The sequence below is a fragment of the Salmonella sp. A29-2 genome (genome assembly GCF_020150755.1).
Classification (GTDB): domain Bacteria; phylum Pseudomonadota; class Gammaproteobacteria; order Enterobacterales; family Enterobacteriaceae; genus Salmonella; species Salmonella enterica.
Genome location: NZ_CP083731.1, coordinates 3,987,373 through 4,002,360 on the forward strand (window position 1 = coordinate 3,987,373; position 14,988 = coordinate 4,002,360).

21 protein-coding genes and 1 pseudogene are annotated in these 14,988 nt (G+C 51.0%); 15 read left to right on the forward strand and 7 right to left on the reverse strand.

Features of this window, described 5'->3' with window-relative positions; all coding sequences use genetic code 11:
- Nucleotides 1–34: 34 nt before the first annotated feature.
- Nucleotides 35–370: a hypothetical protein gene (locus K8W53_RS19435; protein WP_065311125.1), complete on the reverse strand. Its 336-nt coding sequence runs from the start codon at nucleotides 368–370 to the stop codon at nucleotides 35–37.
- Nucleotides 371–742: 372 nt separating this feature from the next.
- Here K8W53_RS19435 and K8W53_RS19440 point away from each other — a divergent pair, with 372 nt between their 5' ends.
- The 14 genes from K8W53_RS19440 (at nucleotide 743) to K8W53_RS19505 (ending at nucleotide 10,088) form a co-directional block, all read left to right on the forward strand.
- On the forward strand, nucleotides 743–1,135 hold the full coding sequence (locus tag K8W53_RS19440) for a hypothetical protein (protein ID WP_000341066.1): 393 nt from the start codon (nucleotides 743–745) through the stop codon (nucleotides 1,133–1,135).
- Nucleotides 1,136–1,738: 603 nt separating this feature from the next.
- Nucleotides 1,739–2,032: a helix-turn-helix transcriptional regulator gene (locus K8W53_RS19445; protein ID WP_024136327.1), complete on the forward strand. Its 294-nt coding sequence runs from the start codon at nucleotides 1,739–1,741 to the stop codon at nucleotides 2,030–2,032.
- Nucleotides 2,033–2,036: 4 nt separating this feature from the next.
- On the forward strand, nucleotides 2,037–3,362 hold the full coding sequence (locus K8W53_RS19450; protein ID WP_000088046.1) for a type II toxin-antitoxin system HipA family toxin: 1,326 nt from the start codon (nucleotides 2,037–2,039) through the stop codon (nucleotides 3,360–3,362).
- A gap of 60 nt (nucleotides 3,363–3,422) precedes the next feature.
- Nucleotides 3,423–3,629 carry a hypothetical protein gene (locus K8W53_RS19455; RefSeq protein ID WP_000134171.1) on the forward strand — a complete coding sequence of 69 codons (207 nt, stop codon included), beginning with the start codon at nucleotides 3,423–3,425 and terminating at the stop codon, nucleotides 3,627–3,629.
- A gap of 101 nt (nucleotides 3,630–3,730) precedes the next feature.
- Entirely contained in the window at nucleotides 3,731–4,141 is a 411-nt protein-coding gene (locus tag K8W53_RS19460) for a hypothetical protein (RefSeq protein WP_000985911.1), read from the forward strand.
- Between the two features lie 12 nt (nucleotides 4,142–4,153).
- Nucleotides 4,154–4,969 carry an HNH endonuclease signature motif containing protein gene (locus tag K8W53_RS19465; RefSeq protein WP_001572439.1) on the forward strand — a complete coding sequence of 272 codons (816 nt, stop codon included), beginning with the start codon at nucleotides 4,154–4,156 and terminating at the stop codon, nucleotides 4,967–4,969.
- Between the two features lie 253 nt (nucleotides 4,970–5,222).
- Nucleotides 5,223–5,432 (forward strand): hypothetical protein, encoded by a 210-nt coding sequence (locus K8W53_RS19470; RefSeq protein ID WP_223533973.1) that lies wholly within the window; start codon nucleotides 5,223–5,225, stop codon nucleotides 5,430–5,432.
- Between the two features lie 130 nt (nucleotides 5,433–5,562).
- Nucleotides 5,563–5,895 (forward strand): transposase, encoded by a 333-nt coding sequence (locus K8W53_RS24055; RefSeq protein ID WP_050586387.1) that lies wholly within the window; start codon nucleotides 5,563–5,565, stop codon nucleotides 5,893–5,895.
- On the forward strand, nucleotides 5,892–6,239 hold the full coding sequence (gene tnpB / locus K8W53_RS19480; protein ID WP_000609174.1) for an IS66 family insertion sequence element accessory protein TnpB: 348 nt from the start codon (nucleotides 5,892–5,894) through the stop codon (nucleotides 6,237–6,239). The genes K8W53_RS24055 and tnpB overlap by 4 nt, the downstream gene beginning before the upstream one ends.
- 49 nt (nucleotides 6,240–6,288) lie before the next feature.
- Complete coding sequence (gene tnpC / locus K8W53_RS19485) at nucleotides 6,289–7,824, forward strand: IS66 family transposase (RefSeq protein WP_001000406.1); 1,536 nt, start codon at nucleotides 6,289–6,291, stop codon at nucleotides 7,822–7,824.
- Nucleotides 7,825–7,919: 95 nt separating this feature from the next.
- On the forward strand, nucleotides 7,920–8,093 hold the full coding sequence (locus tag K8W53_RS19490; protein WP_224435200.1) for a hypothetical protein: 174 nt from the start codon (nucleotides 7,920–7,922) through the stop codon (nucleotides 8,091–8,093).
- 548 nt (nucleotides 8,094–8,641) lie between these two features.
- Nucleotides 8,642–8,950, forward strand: a complete 309-nt coding sequence (locus K8W53_RS19495) for a hypothetical protein (protein ID WP_001224687.1) — start codon at nucleotides 8,642–8,644, stop codon at nucleotides 8,948–8,950.
- Nucleotides 8,951–8,965: 15 nt separating this feature from the next.
- Nucleotides 8,966–9,823 (forward strand): HNH endonuclease signature motif containing protein, encoded by an 858-nt coding sequence (locus K8W53_RS19500; protein ID WP_000784387.1) that lies wholly within the window; start codon nucleotides 8,966–8,968, stop codon nucleotides 9,821–9,823.
- Nucleotides 9,824–9,884: 61 nt separating this feature from the next.
- The gene (locus K8W53_RS19505) at nucleotides 9,885–10,088 is read left to right on the forward strand and encodes a hypothetical protein (RefSeq protein ID WP_001194555.1); all 204 of its coding nucleotides are present in this window, start codon (nucleotides 9,885–9,887) and stop codon (nucleotides 10,086–10,088) included.
- Between the two features lie 341 nt (nucleotides 10,089–10,429).
- Here the strand turns inward: K8W53_RS19505 and K8W53_RS19510 are convergent, their stop codons facing one another.
- On the reverse strand, nucleotides 10,430–10,786 hold the full coding sequence (locus K8W53_RS19510; protein ID WP_065311124.1) for an H-NS family nucleoid-associated regulatory protein: 357 nt from the start codon (nucleotides 10,784–10,786) through the stop codon (nucleotides 10,430–10,432).
- Between K8W53_RS19510 and K8W53_RS19515 the strand changes: the two genes are divergently transcribed.
- Nucleotides 10,777–11,481 carry an IS6-like element IS26 family transposase gene (locus K8W53_RS19515; protein ID WP_001067855.1) on the forward strand — a complete coding sequence of 235 codons (705 nt, stop codon included), beginning with the start codon at nucleotides 10,777–10,779 and terminating at the stop codon, nucleotides 11,479–11,481. The two genes, K8W53_RS19510 and K8W53_RS19515, sit on opposite strands and share 10 nt — an antisense overlap.
- A 293-nt stretch (nucleotides 11,482–11,774) precedes the next feature.
- Here the strand turns inward: K8W53_RS19515 and K8W53_RS19520 are convergent, their stop codons facing one another.
- From K8W53_RS19520 to K8W53_RS19540, 5 genes and pseudogenes are all read right to left on the reverse strand, one after another.
- Nucleotides 11,775–12,590 (reverse strand): aminoglycoside O-phosphotransferase APH(3')-Ia, encoded by an 816-nt coding sequence (locus K8W53_RS19520; protein ID WP_000018321.1) that lies wholly within the window; start codon nucleotides 12,588–12,590, stop codon nucleotides 11,775–11,777.
- 175 nt (nucleotides 12,591–12,765) lie between these two features.
- The gene (locus K8W53_RS19525) at nucleotides 12,766–13,470 is read right to left on the reverse strand and encodes an IS6-like element IS26 family transposase (RefSeq protein ID WP_001067855.1); all 705 of its coding nucleotides are present in this window, start codon (nucleotides 13,468–13,470) and stop codon (nucleotides 12,766–12,768) included.
- 53 nt (nucleotides 13,471–13,523) lie between these two features.
- Nucleotides 13,524–13,700: pseudogene (locus K8W53_RS19530) on the reverse strand (DsbA family protein); the annotation flags it as partial.
- 64 nt (nucleotides 13,701–13,764) lie between these two features.
- A complete protein-coding gene (bcfG, locus tag K8W53_RS19535; protein WP_077944503.1) occupies nucleotides 13,765–14,496 on the reverse strand; it encodes a fimbrial chaperone BcfG in 732 nt (243 codons plus the stop codon).
- A complete protein-coding gene (locus K8W53_RS19540; protein ID WP_023224135.1) occupies nucleotides 14,462–14,980 on the reverse strand; it encodes a fimbrial protein BcfF in 519 nt (172 codons plus the stop codon). The genes bcfG and K8W53_RS19540 overlap by 35 nt, the downstream gene beginning before the upstream one ends.
- Nucleotides 14,981–14,988: the final 8 nt, after the last annotated feature.

Sequence of the window (14,988 nt, forward strand, 5' to 3'; positions counted from 1 at the left end):
AGTATTTAGCGGGCATGAAAATGGCAAATAACGGTCAAACATCGTGGCGTTGACAATGCTGGGCACGTTTCTTTTCCAGCCGGGGTTTAAGCCAGAGCTGAAACTCATTCAACTTCTCAGCAGCCAAAACCGCTTCAACGGGGAAAACTTTATATTTACCCTGTTGCTGAGGTTCACCCAGCCATCGCCTGATGGCTCCGTCAGTCCATAAACGAGTCTCTTTTAGCCTAGTTACAGTGACCCATTTTCTGGACCATTCATCAAATTGTCGCTGGCGATCCCGATAACGTTGTTCTTCCTGCTGCCGAAGCCACTCGCGATCAACAGCAAATTTTCGGTATCCAACAAAGAGCCCTTGTACTTTGGCCATGTCATATTCCGGTTGCTTAGAGTTACTCATTCAACCAAAACCTAAACGTCGATACAAACTCTGTTTCATAACCAGGGTTTTATCCTTACCGCGACAGTAAGTAACAGGGGCTGCATAAACCGGTCATTTAGTCCGTTATGCAAAAATTATTGAGGATCCGGGCTGTTAAACTGTTCTTCCTCTTTCGCTTCCGGTGAAAAGGGGAGGTGTCACCCTGCGAGCCCGTGTAGTGAAAGGGATTCGTCGTAATACAGGCCAAAGGCTAACATGACCGCAAAGGACGCCCGGGCGACCGGATACCTGCCGGGTTGTGCGATGTAAAATCCGGAAGCAGTGATAACACAAACAGGCCCCTACAGCGTAAGGATTGTGATGGACGATAAAGAGCAGTTTACGAATCTTGTGGCAAAGCATGCCTCCGGACTCACCGAAGAGCAGCTGGCCGGGTACGATGCCTGTTCCCTGGATGGTGAATGCGTCACGCCTTCATACGAGGTTTTCCGGGGGTATCGTACCCGCCACACACTGGATGAATTTCTGGAGATGGCCATATCGCTGAATGCCATCCACCCGGATGAATATTTAACGGATATGCTGCTGAAGCCTCATGAGGTGATCGGCGCTCTGGCCGATGAAGGCGACCAGCTGAACAACGCCACCCCGGTTTATTTCTTTCCGGATACCGGCGTCTATGCAGCGGCCGTTAGTGAAACCCGGGTGCTCGATGCCTGGCTTTGCTGGCCATGCTACCCGGCGAACTGGTAACGCGGCCGTTGGAATTGCACCGGCCGGATACGAATTTAACCGACCCCGTGGCGGGAAGGCTATCAGAGTTGCATGTCCTCATCCCTCAAGCCCCCTGCCAGGCCCCAACGTGCTGTCAGGCTTCGCCTGATTCCCGATCTGCGCCGATACTTCAGCCGATAACTTTTTGTTTTCTTTTTATTTTCTTCCCATTTCCTCAAAAATCGCGGGCGGCGTGGACAGGGCACCATTGCCGCATGTGGGGTCTTAATAAGGGCAGGGTGGTCAGTTTTGCTCGATGCCAGGGGTAGGCCCTCCCCTTCATGGGATGAGGACATGCAAGTAAGCTAACTATCTGAAATGACGAAGGTTCATTTGGTGAATGTCGCTTCATATTAATGTTGTGTCACTTATGATCGTATGTAGCTGGTTGCAAAGAGGAGCGATGAGACAATAAAGTTGTATCGCTAACAAGATTTATGCTGCCACATAGTAACAGCCTAAAAGTTGTACGCCCTATTTAACAGCTTTTAGGCTGTTAATTTGATATTACAGCTTTTAGGGTGTATGTTTAGGAAACAGCCTGCAAGGTGTATCAGAGGAAACTACTGAGGCCAGCTTATGATCAATAATGATTACCCGTTAAACACGCTCAACCAGCTGCGTCCCTTGCTCATTGGTTTTCGCAAGGCGAATGGCCTGACGCAAAAAGACCTGTCCGAAAGGTTAGGCGTCACTCAACAGACATACTCACGTCTGGAAGCCAACCCTGCCAGTGCGAGCATTGAACGGCTATTCAAGGTGTTTTCCATCCTGGGCGTAAAAATCAGCTTCTCCTCGGCAACCACCTCTTCAGAGAGGAAGCAGACGGAAGAAATGCTTAAATCAAACTCACCTGCACGACAGGAGGATTGGTAACGATATGAGCCGGAAACAGCAACGTCTGGTAATTTGGATGAACGGCATCAAAGTCGGGTACTGGGAAAAAAGCAAAGGGGTAGACAGCTTAGAATACCTTCCTGAATGGGTTGCTGACGAACAGGGAAGGCCGCTGTCATTGTCCCTTCCTTTTACTCCCGGGAACCAGGTCTGGCGTGGAAATGTGGTACGTGACTATTTTGATAATTTACTGCCGGACAGCGAAGGCATACGCAGACGTCTGGCAATGCGTTACAAGGCCGATAGCCTGGAGCCTTTTGATCTGCTGACGGAGCTGGGAAAAGACTGCGTGGGCGCGATACAGCTGCTTCATGACGGAGATGAACCCACTGATTTATATTCCGTGAAGTATCACCCGCTTACTGAATCAGAAATTGCGGCAACTTTGCGTAATACCACGGAGACATTGCTACCGGGCAGGCCAGAAGATAACGACGACTTACGTTTATCTATTGCCGGTGCTCAGGAGAAAACAGCCCTACTGTGGCATGAAGATCGGTGGTGTATGCCGGAGGGTAATACACCAACGACGCATATATTCAAGCTACCGCTCGGACTTGTGGGGAACATGAAAGCCGACATGAGCTCGTCGGTTGAAAATGAATGGCTCTGCTCGGTACTTCTCGGCCAGTACGGGCTCCCCGTGGCAAGAACGCAGATTGCTCACTTTGAAGATCAGAAAGCGCTGGTGGTAGAACGTTTTGACCGAAAATGGTCAGGAGACGGACAATGGATCATTCGTTTACCCCAGGAGGATATGTGTCAGGCCCTGGGCGTTTCGCCATTACGAAAATATCAGGCGGACGGCGGGCCAGGTATATCGGAAATTATGGAGGTTCTGAGTAATTCAGACCGTGCTGAGCGTGACAAAGCGCAGTTTTTTATGACGCAGATAATTTTCTGGATGATGGCCGCAACAGATGGCCACGCTAAAAATTTCAGTATTTCTATTGGGCCACAGGGACGTTATCACCTTACACCAAACTATGATGTGTTGTCGGCATGGCCGGTGATCGGTCATGGGAACAATCAGATATCCTGGCAGAAGTGCAAACTGGCGATGGCCGTACGTGGCAGTAGCAACTATTACCAGATATATCGAATACAACGACGCCACTGGATCAGGCATGGTGAGATAACCGGCCTGAGTAAACAGCAGACAGAGGCGATGATAGAGGAAATCATCGCCAGAACCCCGGGTGTCATTGAACGTGTTAGCGGGCTTCTTCCGGACCAGTTCCCCCAGCAGCTTGCGGAAAGTATTTTTGATGGAATGAGGCAGCAATGCAGGCGCCTGGCTGAGAAATGACAGCCGCAATTTATAGTGTGCATGTTTTCAGAATAGCTGATGTAAGCGTGAGGATTCAGTATGACTGAAGAACAAAAAAGAATAGAGCGGGCTATTGAGTTGGCTTGTCGTTACGGCGGAACCGATGAAATGCATCATCTGCAATGGGTCGTGGATCAGATGGTAAGAGAACTTGCTGGAGAACGTTATGCACAGATTGTAGCTGATGCCACCAGCGGAGAAGATGGGCCTGATACTTACAAATGGAGTGTTGGGATCGCGCCTTAACAGCTGTCGGTCTGGGGGTGAAAACGTATTCTTCATTCAGCGAATTCCCAGGCTTCACATTAAGACTAAAGCGGCGGCCGCAGTAACGTAAGAGAAAATAAATGGCTATTTTAGCAATCATTGCAGTTATCGCCCTGGGTGGGTACGCCTACGGATTTATTAAAACCCGTGAGCTGAGCGCTTTGCGTAAAGAAATGAAACTATACGTGGATCGCATGGAAGCGGCGGAGCTGGACTTACACGCAATCAGAAGTGTAGCGGAGCACCGGTTGCACGGTGCAGGTAAACAGTTTGCCGACCTTTACAGCCGTATCGACGGTGCAACTGTGACGCTGACACCCGAAGATCAGCTGTTACTGGCAACGATGCCATTTAATATTCAGGATGTAGAAGACATCGTAAACGAGCGCGGTCCAAAGACAATTAGCGGCCGTCCATTCTGGGAAGTTGAGCCAGGCCCGCATGATTATGAATATGGCCCGCAATATCCGTATTTCCCAGACCAGCGCTAGGAAGAGATCAAGATGAGAGAGCCAAGACCACGCCATACCTTGCAGGTCATTCGTGTACCTTCTCTGGAGGTTCAGGACCTGGGGCTGACCAGCTTTGATAGCTGGCTTGACGAGCACGGGTATGACAAAACGAATGCCAGAAATAACCGTACCATCTGGGCGAGAGAAGGCGGATGGCATCTGAAACGTTGCAGAAATCTTGAAACTGGCACGGACGATTTCTGGTTTATCGCTTTCGATGGTAAAGGCGGGAAGATTTACCCGCTGAAAACCCAAAGAGACTACCGGGCTGCATATCGTAAGCTGGAAGCAGAAGGTTATGCGCCTGCGGTCATCGAGCAAATGACCACAGGCGCAGCATATAACCTGGCCTATCCACGTTCCACCCTAAAACAAGCTGAGACGGCCACCAGCGAGCCAATTCGGAAACCTGACGTAGATATCCAGGGTGAGCACTGCGAGCGCGTAGTGACGCAACGTAGTGGCGTGGCACAGGGTAAATTCAAAGCTCTGCTCATCGAGAATTTCGCAGGCCGTTGTGCGGTAACCGGTTGGGTTAATGGAGGTGTCCTGGATGCGGCACACATTGAACATGGAACCCGGTACAATCCGTCTAATGGCATCCTGATGACTCCAACAATGCATGCGCTGTTTGATGCCGATCTTATGGGCATAGATCCGGCCACCCTGACCGTTCATTTTAAGCCAGGCATTGAGGTGGGCGAGCTGTTTGAAGGCCGTAAAATCACACCGCTGGTGTACGATCTGGACTTAGAGCGGCTGGCCGTACGCTGGGCAGAATACCAGGGCCTTGCTCAGGACCAATGAAGGGTGACAGCCAGGTTGTGCCTAAACCTGGCAGTAAAACCTGCATGCCACAAACCTTTAAATTCTGACTCAAGAGCCTGGCACAAGATAAAAGCGAAATGAAAAGGTTAAAACCGGTGCACCAGACCTCTTAGGTTTAATACCTGAGCCAGTATACTGGCAGTCTCAGGTAAGTGGGTATCATACACTTCAGAAATATCCACACCGAGATAACCGCAACAGTTAAAGAGCTAAAAAGGACGGTTTTAATTTTATGAATAAAACAGCTTTAATTATGATTCTGGGAATCCTCGGATGTGGTAAAGCATTTGCAGCCACTGAATTACAGCTCCAGCAAAAACGCGTTATGCATTTCTGTGCCAATGCCAGCCTTCCGTTGTTGATTGCCGGTACAACTTATGCGAATACGTCTGACAATGGACGACCAGAAAAAGAAAGAGTGGCAATCCTGAAAAATTCGTAAGCGTCGTCTGAGTACCGTCTGGTCCCGAATCCAGGATCCTGTAACTTAAGCACCCACTTATTTTGCAGGTGGACACCTCATGCGCGCTAAAGAAAGACTTCCCCGGAAACACTATTCCCCTGAATTCAAAATGGAACTGGTCAGGCTGGCTCTTGAAGAAGAAGGCAGTATTGCCGCACTGGCCCGGAAACATGACGTCAATGATAACCTGCTCTTTAAATGGATAAGGCTCTGGCAGCGTGAAGGGCGGGTCTGTCGGCCCCGAAAAAACTCATCGTCGCTTCCTGCCCTGATACCCGTGCAGCTTCAGGCGGGCTCTTCTCTCCCAACCTTCGAACTACCATCCTGCTCTCCTCCCGCTACCTGCCACATAAAATGTCGGGGAGGAGAAATAACACTGACTCATCCCTCTGCTGAACTCATGAGCACTGTCCTGCGCGAACTGATGCGGGGGCCTGTATGATAAATCTTCCCGCAGGCACAAAAATCTGGCTGGTTGCCGGTATCACCGATATGCGCAACGGCTTCAATGGCCTCGCCGCAAAGGTGCAGACCGCGCTGAAAGATGACCCGATGTCCGGCCACGTCTTCATCTTCCGGGGACGCAGCGGCAGTCAGGTAAAACTGCTCTGGTCCACCGGCGATGGTCTGTGCCTGCTGACAAAGCGACTGGAACGTGGTCGCTTCGCCTGGCCCTCAGCCCGCGATGGCAAAGTGTTCCTGACGCCGGCGCAACTGGCGATGCTGATGGAAGGTATCGACTGGCGACAGCCAAAGCGGTTACTGACATCCCTGACCATGTTGTAGCGCTCTTTATCCTGGTTGTCGCAGAATAAGCCTGGTAAAATACAGGCTTATGAACGACACCTCTTCTGACGACATCCTTCTGCTGAAACAGCGCCTGGCCGAACAGGAAGCGTTGATCCACGCCCTGCAGGAAAAGCTGAGCAACCGGGAACGCGAAATAGACCATCTGCAGGCGCAACTGGATAAGCTGCGCCGGATGAACTTCGGCAGTCGTTCCGAAAAGGTATCCCGCCGTATCGCGCAAATGGAAGCTGACCTGAACCTGCTGCAGCAGGAAAGCGATACGCTGACCGGCCGGGTGGATGACCCGGCAGTGCAGCGCCCGCTGCGTCAGACCCGCACCCGCAAACCGTTCCCTGAGTCACTCCCACGGGATGAGAAGCGGCTGCTGCCGACTGAGCCGTGTTGCCCGGAGTGCGGTGGTTCGCTGAGTTACCTGGGTGAGGATGCCGCCGAACAGCTGGAGCTGATGCGCAGCGCCTTCCGGGTTATCCGGACAGTCCGTGAAAAGCATGCCTGCCGTCGGTGCGATCGCATCGTTCAGGCCCCGGCTCCTTCGCGCCCCATCGAACGGGGGATCGCCGGACCGGGGCTGCTGGCCCGAGTGCTGACCTCAAAGTATGCAGAGCACACACCGCTGTATCGCCAGTCGGAGATCTATGCCCGCCAGGGTGTAGTGTTGAGTCGTTCTGTACTGTCGGGCTGGGTGGATGCGTGTTGTCGTCTGCTGGCACCGCTGGATGAAGCCCTTCAGCACTATGTCCTGACCGACGGCAAACTCCATGCTGACGATACGCCTGTCCCGGTGCTGTTGCCAGGCAATAAGAAGACGAAGACCGGGCGCTTATGGACGTACGTTCGAGACGACCGCAACGCCGGATCAGCGCTGGCCCCCGCAGTGTGGTTCGCTTACAGCCCGGACAGAAAAGGTATCCACCCTCAGACCCATCTTGCAGGCTTCAGTGGCGTACTGCAGGCTGATGCCTACGCCGGGTTCAACGAGCTCTACCGCGACGGCCATATAAAGGAAGCCGCGTGCTGGGCCCATGCCCGCCGAAAAATCCACGATGTTCACGTCCGTACCCCGTCAGCCCTGACGGAGGAGGCGCTGAAACGGATCGGCGAGCTGTATGCCATCGAGTCGGAGCTCAGAGGTAAAAGAGCAGAGGAACGGCAGGCAGTCCGGCACCAAAAAGTGCTGCCGCTGCTGGCGTCACTGGAGGGGTGGCTGCGGGAGAAACAGAAAACCCTCTCAAGGCACTCAGAACTGGCGAAGGCGTTCGGGTATGCGCTGAACCAGTGGCCGGCGCTGACCCGCTATGCAGAAGATGGCTGGGTGGAGGTGGATAATAACATTGCCGAAAACGCCCTACGACTGGTCAGTCTGGGGAGAAAAAACTGGCTGTTCTTCGGCTCGGATCATGGTGGTGAGCGCGGTGCGTCACTGTACAGTCTTATCGGGACGTGCAAATTAAACGGCGTGGATCCGGAACGCTATCTGCATCATGTACTTGATGTCATCGCCGACTGGCCTGTGAACCGGGTGGGTGCTCTGCTCCCGTGGCGGGTTACTCTGCCTGCCTGACCAGCTTCACTTCGTCAATACGGTTCTCACTGCACGCTTACAAAAATTCAGTTGCAAGCTCGACAGCTTATAAAATGGCATCTCCCGGAGTTCAGATGGCCATGATGAGCGTGGTGGAAGATATTGCCGATCCGAAAGAATTAGCTCTACATCAAAAAGAAGTTAGACGTCTTGGGGCTAGTTATCTTTCCGACAGCGGTGTTTCATGGGCTTCAAAAACTGTTTCACCATTTACAGCCTGGTGTAACTTTAACCGTTTAGAAAGTTAAGGCTGGCAAGGCGGTTTCTGTTCAGGAAAGTTACTTTCCGTGCGGGGACCGTAAGATACAGATAAAGCTTAAGGCCTTTGAATTTTTGGAAAGCATTTGAAAATTTCATTGCGCTTGTCTGATATGAAACAGCCCCTGCATTTCTGCAAAGGCTGAAAGAGTGTGTACGGACTTTGGAAGGAGTGATGATATACGCCTGAGCCATCCCATCACCGCAGACAGGGTAATTAACCCTGACTAAAGCTTTCACCTATTCCGTCGCTCGCAAGCGGCTTTCGCACACTAACGAAGGTATGGCCTTTCGTCGGTGTTAAATTTTTCAAACTTTGCTTACTTTGTCAAGGAAGGTGACCGCAGTAGCAGGCACAACTACTTTAATCTGTATGAATAATAAGGTAGAACCGGCCAGTGAATGAATGCTTACCCTGAAATCAGGCGGACAACCTTCAGGAATATTGATAGCAAGACTGAATCTCTCGCTGCGGCGATAAACATTTCGCCATAACCCTGAACGAGAGTGGTTCATCCATCATATACAGGAGCGTTACATGCGCAAATTTAAGTACATAATCTGTCACCAGTGCGAAGGCCACGGGACCATGGAAAACCCGGCCTTTGAAAATGGATTCACCCAATCAGAAATGGCTGAGTGGGAGCCAGAAATGCGTGAAAAGTATTTTGCCGGAGCATTTGATGTTCGCTGTAACGTTTGTGCCGGTGACGGTAAGCTCAGCGTACCAAACGTAGCGGCTATGTCTTTTTCAGAACGACGGGTTCTGGCAGCACGGCGGCGTGATGAGCGTCTTCAGGCTGCTGATGAACGGCTGTCCCGCCAGGAACGAGCAATGGGGTACTGAGGTGCTACAGCAAAGATGAAAATGACGAAGCCAAAACCGGTAAGCCGGATGAAAAGACCGTTTATTAGTGAGCTTGCAGAGCTGGGTTTATCGGGTGAAATTCTTTCAATTCGAACTGACGGCATGCAGGGGACGCTCATACCCGATCTTACCGCAGGGGTGAGTGAAGCAGGCCGTGTGAAAACCGGCAACTGGGTAATCTCTGACAAGAGAACCTTCGACCATGTCGTTCTGTGTGTTGAAAGACAAGATGAGAACCATGATGTGTACGTAGGTAAATTCATCCAGTTACATGTAGCCGCTAATAAGAGCCTTAAGATCGTCGAAATGGGCGATGTGAAACTGGTGGCCATAACCAGCTCGATTCCTACCACTTTTAATGGTGGGATAAAGAGATACAAAGGGGTTACGTATGTGTCACTTTCCCAAACAGCTCAAACCACTATCGACTTCCCGAAGCGTATCTACAAAGAGGGCCAGGAATGTACTTCTGTCACCAGTCCTGACCAAGGTCCTTTCGCCCGGGATGTTAGGTTGAATTGCTACGGGCGATGTGTTGTCACCGGCGTAAGGTCCCCCTGGCGTACTGAGGCCGCGCACTTAACGCCACGTCATGAAGAAGGCATTCCCGACGTAACGAACGGAATTTTACTTCGCCGTGATATCCATACACTGTTCGACAATGACCATTGCGCCATAAACCCTGACACTATGAAAATTTACTTCAGCCGGGAGGCCCGGGAGTTGGATGATGATCTCCTGAAATGGCATGGGAATGAGATAGAGACGACACGCATGCAGGTTCCGGTTAACATCGAAAACCTTCGGATACGATGGCAAAAATTTAAGGCTAAGGATCGTCAGCGTAAATAAAGCCATAAGCTGAACCACGGCGAGGATTAGTCTTGTTCACTAAATGACAGCGAGAGATTAAATGCAAACCCAAAAAGAAATTACAGTTGGCCAGATCTGGGAAGAAGTGGATCCAAGACTGATCCGGAAAGTGCGGGTTGTTGAGGTGGCCTCGTTAGAAGGGCCCAAAGGCATCCTTATCGAAAACGTGGAGTCTGGTCGTAAGAACTGGGCGTCGTCATCCCGCTTTAATGGAAAGCGTGGAGGGTATCGTCTTATTTCCTGACGGTTTTGCCAATATGGGAAACTGAAGAGGTTGAAACCATCCCGGTGAGGGAGCATATCTGGTAAAGAAGAGTCTTTAAAAAGGTTTTACGCGACCTGGGATAATAAACGGGAAAACGATACCCAAAAAAAGAATACAGCGATGATAACGATAAGGAATGGTAAGGGCTTCAATATTTTGAGAAATGCCCTGGCTTCCTTTGCATCTGCATTTCTAATCAAACTGTCCACATAGGGATCACAGCTCTTAGGTTCTGAATTTTTCATATGTTCTGTACCTGAAATTGATTCCGTATGAGAAAAGGCCACCGAAGTGGCCTCTATCAAAACTGGTGGCAAAAGTTAGATCAGGAAATCATCAAGACTTTTACCGGCTGCAATTTGTTCTGCCAGAGCTTTGGGGGTACGGCCCTGTCCAGTCCACGTTTTTGTTTCGCCATTTTCATCAGTAAATGAGTATTTGGCCGGGCGTGGTCCACGGCTTTTCTTGGTAGCCGTAGATTTGGCCTGGAATGAGCCAAGCAGCTCTTCCGGGTTGATACCATCTTCTTCCATTAACTTACGCAGGGCGTCAAGTTTCTCCTGACGAGCTTGCAGTTCGGCAGCTTTGGATGATTCTTCCTGACGGCACTGTTGCAAATAGTCGGTGGTGATAAACTTATCATCCCCTTTTGCTGATGGAGCTGCACATGAACCCATTCAAAGGCCGGCATTTTCAGCGTGACATCATTCTGTGGGCCGTACGCTGGTACTGCAAATACGGCATCAGTTACCGTGAGCTGCAGGAGATGCTGGCTGAACGCGGAGTGAATGTCGATCACTCCACGATTTACCGCTGGGTTCAGCGTTATGCGCCTGAAATGGAAAAACGGCTGCGCTGGTACTGGCGTAACCCTTCCGATCTTTGCCCGTGGCACATGGATGAAACCTACGTGAAGGTCAATGGCCGCTGGGCGTATCTGTACCGGGCCGTCGACAGCCGGGGCCGCACTGTCGATTTTTATCTCTCCTCCCGTCGTAACAGCAAAGCTGCATACCGGTTTCTGGGTAAAATCCTCAACAACGTGAAGAAGTGGCAGATCCCGCGATTCATCAACACGGATAAAGCGCCCGCCTATGGTCGCGCGCTTGCTCTGCTCAAACGCGAAGGCCGGTGCCCGTCTGACGTTGAACACCGACAGATTAAGTACCGGAACAACGTGATTGAATGCGATCATGGCAAACTGAAACGGATAATCGGCGCCACGCTGGGATTTAAATCCATGAAGACGGCTTACGCCACCATCAAAGGTATTGAGGTGATGCGTGCACTACGCAAAGGCCAGGCCTCAGCATTTTATTATGGTGATCCCCTGGGCGAAATGCGCCTGGTAAGCAGAGTTTTTGAAATGTAAGGCCTTTGAATAAGACAAAAGGCTGCCTCATCGCTAACTTTGCAACAGTGCCTTTCACCCTCGATGCCAACCACGTCAGGTGGCAAATTTTCGACATTAACCGCGACGATGCTAAATTTCATGGAGAAGTGCGTGGGTGAAATAGCCGGTCGTCAGTCATAAAGGGCAGGGGAGTACCGTTGGCCCGGCGTTCGATAGTACCGTCCGGATACTGCCAGATATCGGCGTCCAGGGAGATGTCCTGAAGCGCGGTGTCCGGAATTTCAGGTTTGTGTCTCTACAAAGACTAACTATCAGAAAAACTCATCGAGCATCAAATGAAACTGCAATTTATTCATATCAGGATTATCAATACCATATTTTTGAAAAAGCCGTTTCTGTAATGAAGGAGAAAATTCACCGAGGCAGTTCCATAGGATGGCAAGATCCTGGTATCGGTCTGCGATTCCGACTCGTCCAACATCAATACAACCTATTAATTTCCCCTCGTCAAAAATAAGGTTATCAAGTGAGAAATCACCATGAGTGACGACTGAATCCGGTGAGAATGGCAAAAGCTTATGCATTTCTTTCCAGACTTGTTCAACAGGCCAGCCATTACGCTCGTCATCAAAATCACTCGCATCAACCAAACCGTTATTCATTCGTGATTGCGCCTGAGCGAGACGAAATACGCGATCGCTGTTAAAAGGACAATTACTAACAGGAATCGAATGCAACCGGCGCAGGAACGCTGCCAGCGCATCAACAATATTTTCACCTGAATCAGGATATTCTTCTAATACCTGGAATGCTGTTTTCCCGGGGAGCGCAGTGGTGAGTAACCATGCATCATCAGGAGTACGGATAAAATGCTTGATGGTCGGAAGAGGCATAAATGCCGTCAGCCAGTTTAGTCTGACCATCTCATCTGTAACATCATTGGCAACGCTACCTTTGCCATGTTTCAGAAACAACTCTGGCGCATCGGGCTTCCCATACAATCGATAGATTGTCGCACCTGATTGCCCGACATTATCGCGAGCCCATTTATACCCATATAAATCAGCATCCAGGTTGGAATTTAATCGCGGCCTCGAGCAAGACGTTTCCCGTTGAATATGGCTCATAACACCCCTTGTATTACTGTTTATGTAAGCAGACAGTTTTATTGTTCATGATGATATATTTTTATCTTGTGCAATGTAACATCAGAGATTTTGAGACACAACGTGGATTTGTTGAATAAATCGGGCACTGTTGCAAAGTTAGCGATGAGGCAGCCTTTTGTCTTATTCAAAGGCCTTACATTTCAAAAACTCTGCTTACCAGGCGCATTTCGCCCAGGGGATCACCATAATAAAATGCTGAGGCCTGGCCTTTGCGTAGTGCACGCATCACCTCAATACCTTTGATGGTGGCGTAAGCCGTCTTCATGGATTTAAATCCCAGCGTGGCGCCGATTATCCGTTTCAGTTTGCCATGATCGCATTCAATCACGTTGTTCCGGTACTTAATCTGTCGGTGTTCAACGTCAGACGGGCACCGGCCTTCGCGTTTGAGCAGAGCAAGCGCGCGACCATAGGCGGGCGCTTTATCCGTGTTGATGAATCGCGGGATCTGCCACTTCTTCACGTTGTTGAGGATTTTACCCAGAAACCGGTATGCAGCTTTGCTGTTACGACGGGAGGAGAGATAAAAATCGACAGTGCGGCCCCGGCTGTCGACGGCCCGGTACAGATACGCCCAGCGGCCATTGACCTTCACGTAGGTTTCATCCATGTGCCACGGGCAAAGATCGGAAGGGTTACGCCAGTACCAGCGCAGCCGTTTTTCCATTTCAGGCGCATAACGCTGAACCCAGCGGTAAATCGTGGAGTGATCGACATTCACTCCGCGTTCAGCCAGCATCTCCTGCAGCTCACGGTAACTGATGCCGTATTTGCAGTACCAGCGTACGGCCCACAGAATGATGTCACGCTGAAAATGCCGGCCTTTGAATGGGTTCATGTGCAGCTCCATCAGCAAAAGGGGATGATAAGTTTATCACCACCGACTATTTGCAACAGTGCCGCCACCACCTCTCCCACTTTATCCGGATGACTGACGATGTAGGCTTCCGCCGTCGGGCCAATTTGCGACGTCGGGGCAGAATCGGCGGCGATTGCCGAGGCGGATACGGCAACGCCTGCCAACGTCAACATCGCCAGTCGGGAAAGTTTTAACGCGTGATAATACATAATAAAAGTCTCGTTCGATAAGATCGGAAAGCCTCCCGCTATCGGGAGACGCCTGAAAAATAGGTTAATGAATACGCGTCAGATCCACGGTTTGCGCTGGCATTACCCGCCCATAGTCATTAATACTTTGCCAGCGCACAGTGCAGCGAACCGTGTGCCGGCACCAGTCCGTTTGACGCGTTGCAAAGGGAGCCACGACCCCGGCGTTGTCCTGGGCGCGCTCGTTAGCGCGTAATAAAAAGAGCGTAACGTAATAGGGTGTCGGATTGCGTACCGTCGCGCCATCGGGGGTAAGCGACCAGATCAGATGCCGGTAGGCCTGCTGCGGATTGCCGACGAGTCCCTCAGGGCGATAGAGCAATTTTAAAGCCGAACGAAACGCCATTTGTACACGGTTCGCCTCAGGTTTACCGGAGGGAATGGCGGCGATACTCAAGGTAAACAGACTTTCCCTGTCGGCGGGTAGCGGTCCGCCGGTATAAACCACCCGCATTGAGTTTTCCTGGCGCGCTGAAAGCATAAATAATGGCGGCGTGACCACGAAGGGCGTGATATTCCCTTCGTTTTTGGTTCCTGGCCAGCGGCCACCAGGTAAAATATGCGTATCAATTAACCAGGACGCTTCTGAATGGTTACTTACCGGTACGCTTAATGCCGGGGCGCCCGCATGATAGATAAAGCGAGTACCGCCAATTACCACGCCAGCCTGCGCCCATGATATGGGAAGCAAGCACCAATATATCGCGCAGCGTAAAAAGAACTTATTCATAGGCAAGAATGAAGGTTGTGGAGGCATTGGCGTCCCCGGGCGTTACCGCGCCGCCATCAGCAAGATAACGCGCATAAAATTGCAGATGTGCCGACGCCTGGCCCGGACTGAGCGTCACCACATCACTCTCCTGCCCCAGTGGGATTAAGGTTTTATTTTGATCATAAAGCGCAATCCCAATGCCTGAAGCGTCGCTTTCCCCTGCGGTAAGCGCCAATAAATCCGTATTACGACTGTCCGCCGCACCGCTAAAACTGACCGTTACGCCGCTGGCAGTGCTGCCGCAGTTCTGTAAATCGATAGCAAAAGGTTGCCATGCGGAACCGTCGCCTGCGCGATAAAACTGCCGTTGAGAAACCGCGCCCATCGCCACGTTAATATTTTCCGAGCCAGGAGAGAGCGAACACGTATTGTCCGTGATGGTTCCGGAAACATAGACCCGGCCATCGTGCGCCTGGACGCCGGATGCCGCCAGCAGCATCCCGATGCCGTACAGGATATCGTTACGCATAATTACGA

Excerpts from the sequence above, each read along its gene's own strand:
- K8W53_RS19510 (WP_065311124.1), bottom strand. The coding sequence starts at position 10,786 with ATGGGTTCATGTGCAGCTCCATCAGCAAAAGGGGATGATAAGTTTATC.
- K8W53_RS19435 (WP_065311125.1), bottom strand. The coding sequence starts at position 370 with ATGGCCAAAGTACAAGGGCTCTTTGTTGGATACCGAAAATTTGCTGTT.
- K8W53_RS19465 (WP_001572439.1), top strand. The coding sequence starts at position 4,154 with ATGAGAGAGCCAAGACCACGCCATACCTTGCAGGTCATTCGTGTACCT.
- K8W53_RS19455 (WP_000134171.1), top strand. The coding sequence starts at position 3,423 with ATGACTGAAGAACAAAAAAGAATAGAGCGGGCTATTGAGTTGGCTTGT.
- K8W53_RS19525 (WP_001067855.1), bottom strand. The coding sequence starts at position 13,470 with ATGAACCCATTCAAAGGCCGGCATTTTCAGCGTGACATCATTCTGTGG.
- K8W53_RS19460 (WP_000985911.1), top strand. The coding sequence starts at position 3,731 with ATGGCTATTTTAGCAATCATTGCAGTTATCGCCCTGGGTGGGTACGCC.
- K8W53_RS19515 (WP_001067855.1), top strand. The coding sequence starts at position 10,777 with ATGAACCCATTCAAAGGCCGGCATTTTCAGCGTGACATCATTCTGTGG.
- K8W53_RS19520 (WP_000018321.1), bottom strand. The coding sequence starts at position 12,590 with ATGAGCCATATTCAACGGGAAACGTCTTGCTCGAGGCCGCGATTAAAT.
- tnpB (WP_000609174.1), top strand. The coding sequence starts at position 5,892 with ATGATAAATCTTCCCGCAGGCACAAAAATCTGGCTGGTTGCCGGTATC.
- K8W53_RS24055 (WP_050586387.1), top strand. The coding sequence starts at position 5,563 with ATGGAACTGGTCAGGCTGGCTCTTGAAGAAGAAGGCAGTATTGCCGCA.
- K8W53_RS19495 (WP_001224687.1), top strand. The coding sequence starts at position 8,642 with ATGCGCAAATTTAAGTACATAATCTGTCACCAGTGCGAAGGCCACGGG.
- bcfG (WP_077944503.1), bottom strand. The coding sequence starts at position 14,496 with ATGCCTCCACAACCTTCATTCTTGCCTATGAATAAGTTCTTTTTACGC.
- K8W53_RS19490 (WP_224435200.1), top strand. The coding sequence starts at position 7,920 with ATGGCCATGATGAGCGTGGTGGAAGATATTGCCGATCCGAAAGAATTA.
- K8W53_RS19470 (WP_223533973.1), top strand. The coding sequence starts at position 5,223 with ATGAATAAAACAGCTTTAATTATGATTCTGGGAATCCTCGGATGTGGT.
- K8W53_RS19450 (WP_000088046.1), top strand. The coding sequence starts at position 2,037 with ATGAGCCGGAAACAGCAACGTCTGGTAATTTGGATGAACGGCATCAAA.
- K8W53_RS19540 (WP_023224135.1), bottom strand. The coding sequence starts at position 14,980 with ATGCGTAACGATATCCTGTACGGCATCGGGATGCTGCTGGCGGCATCC.
- tnpC (WP_001000406.1), top strand. The coding sequence starts at position 6,289 with ATGAACGACACCTCTTCTGACGACATCCTTCTGCTGAAACAGCGCCTG.
- K8W53_RS19440 (WP_000341066.1), top strand. The coding sequence starts at position 743 with ATGGACGATAAAGAGCAGTTTACGAATCTTGTGGCAAAGCATGCCTCC.
- K8W53_RS19500 (WP_000784387.1), top strand. The coding sequence starts at position 8,966 with ATGAAAATGACGAAGCCAAAACCGGTAAGCCGGATGAAAAGACCGTTT.
- K8W53_RS19505 (WP_001194555.1), top strand. The coding sequence starts at position 9,885 with ATGCAAACCCAAAAAGAAATTACAGTTGGCCAGATCTGGGAAGAAGTG.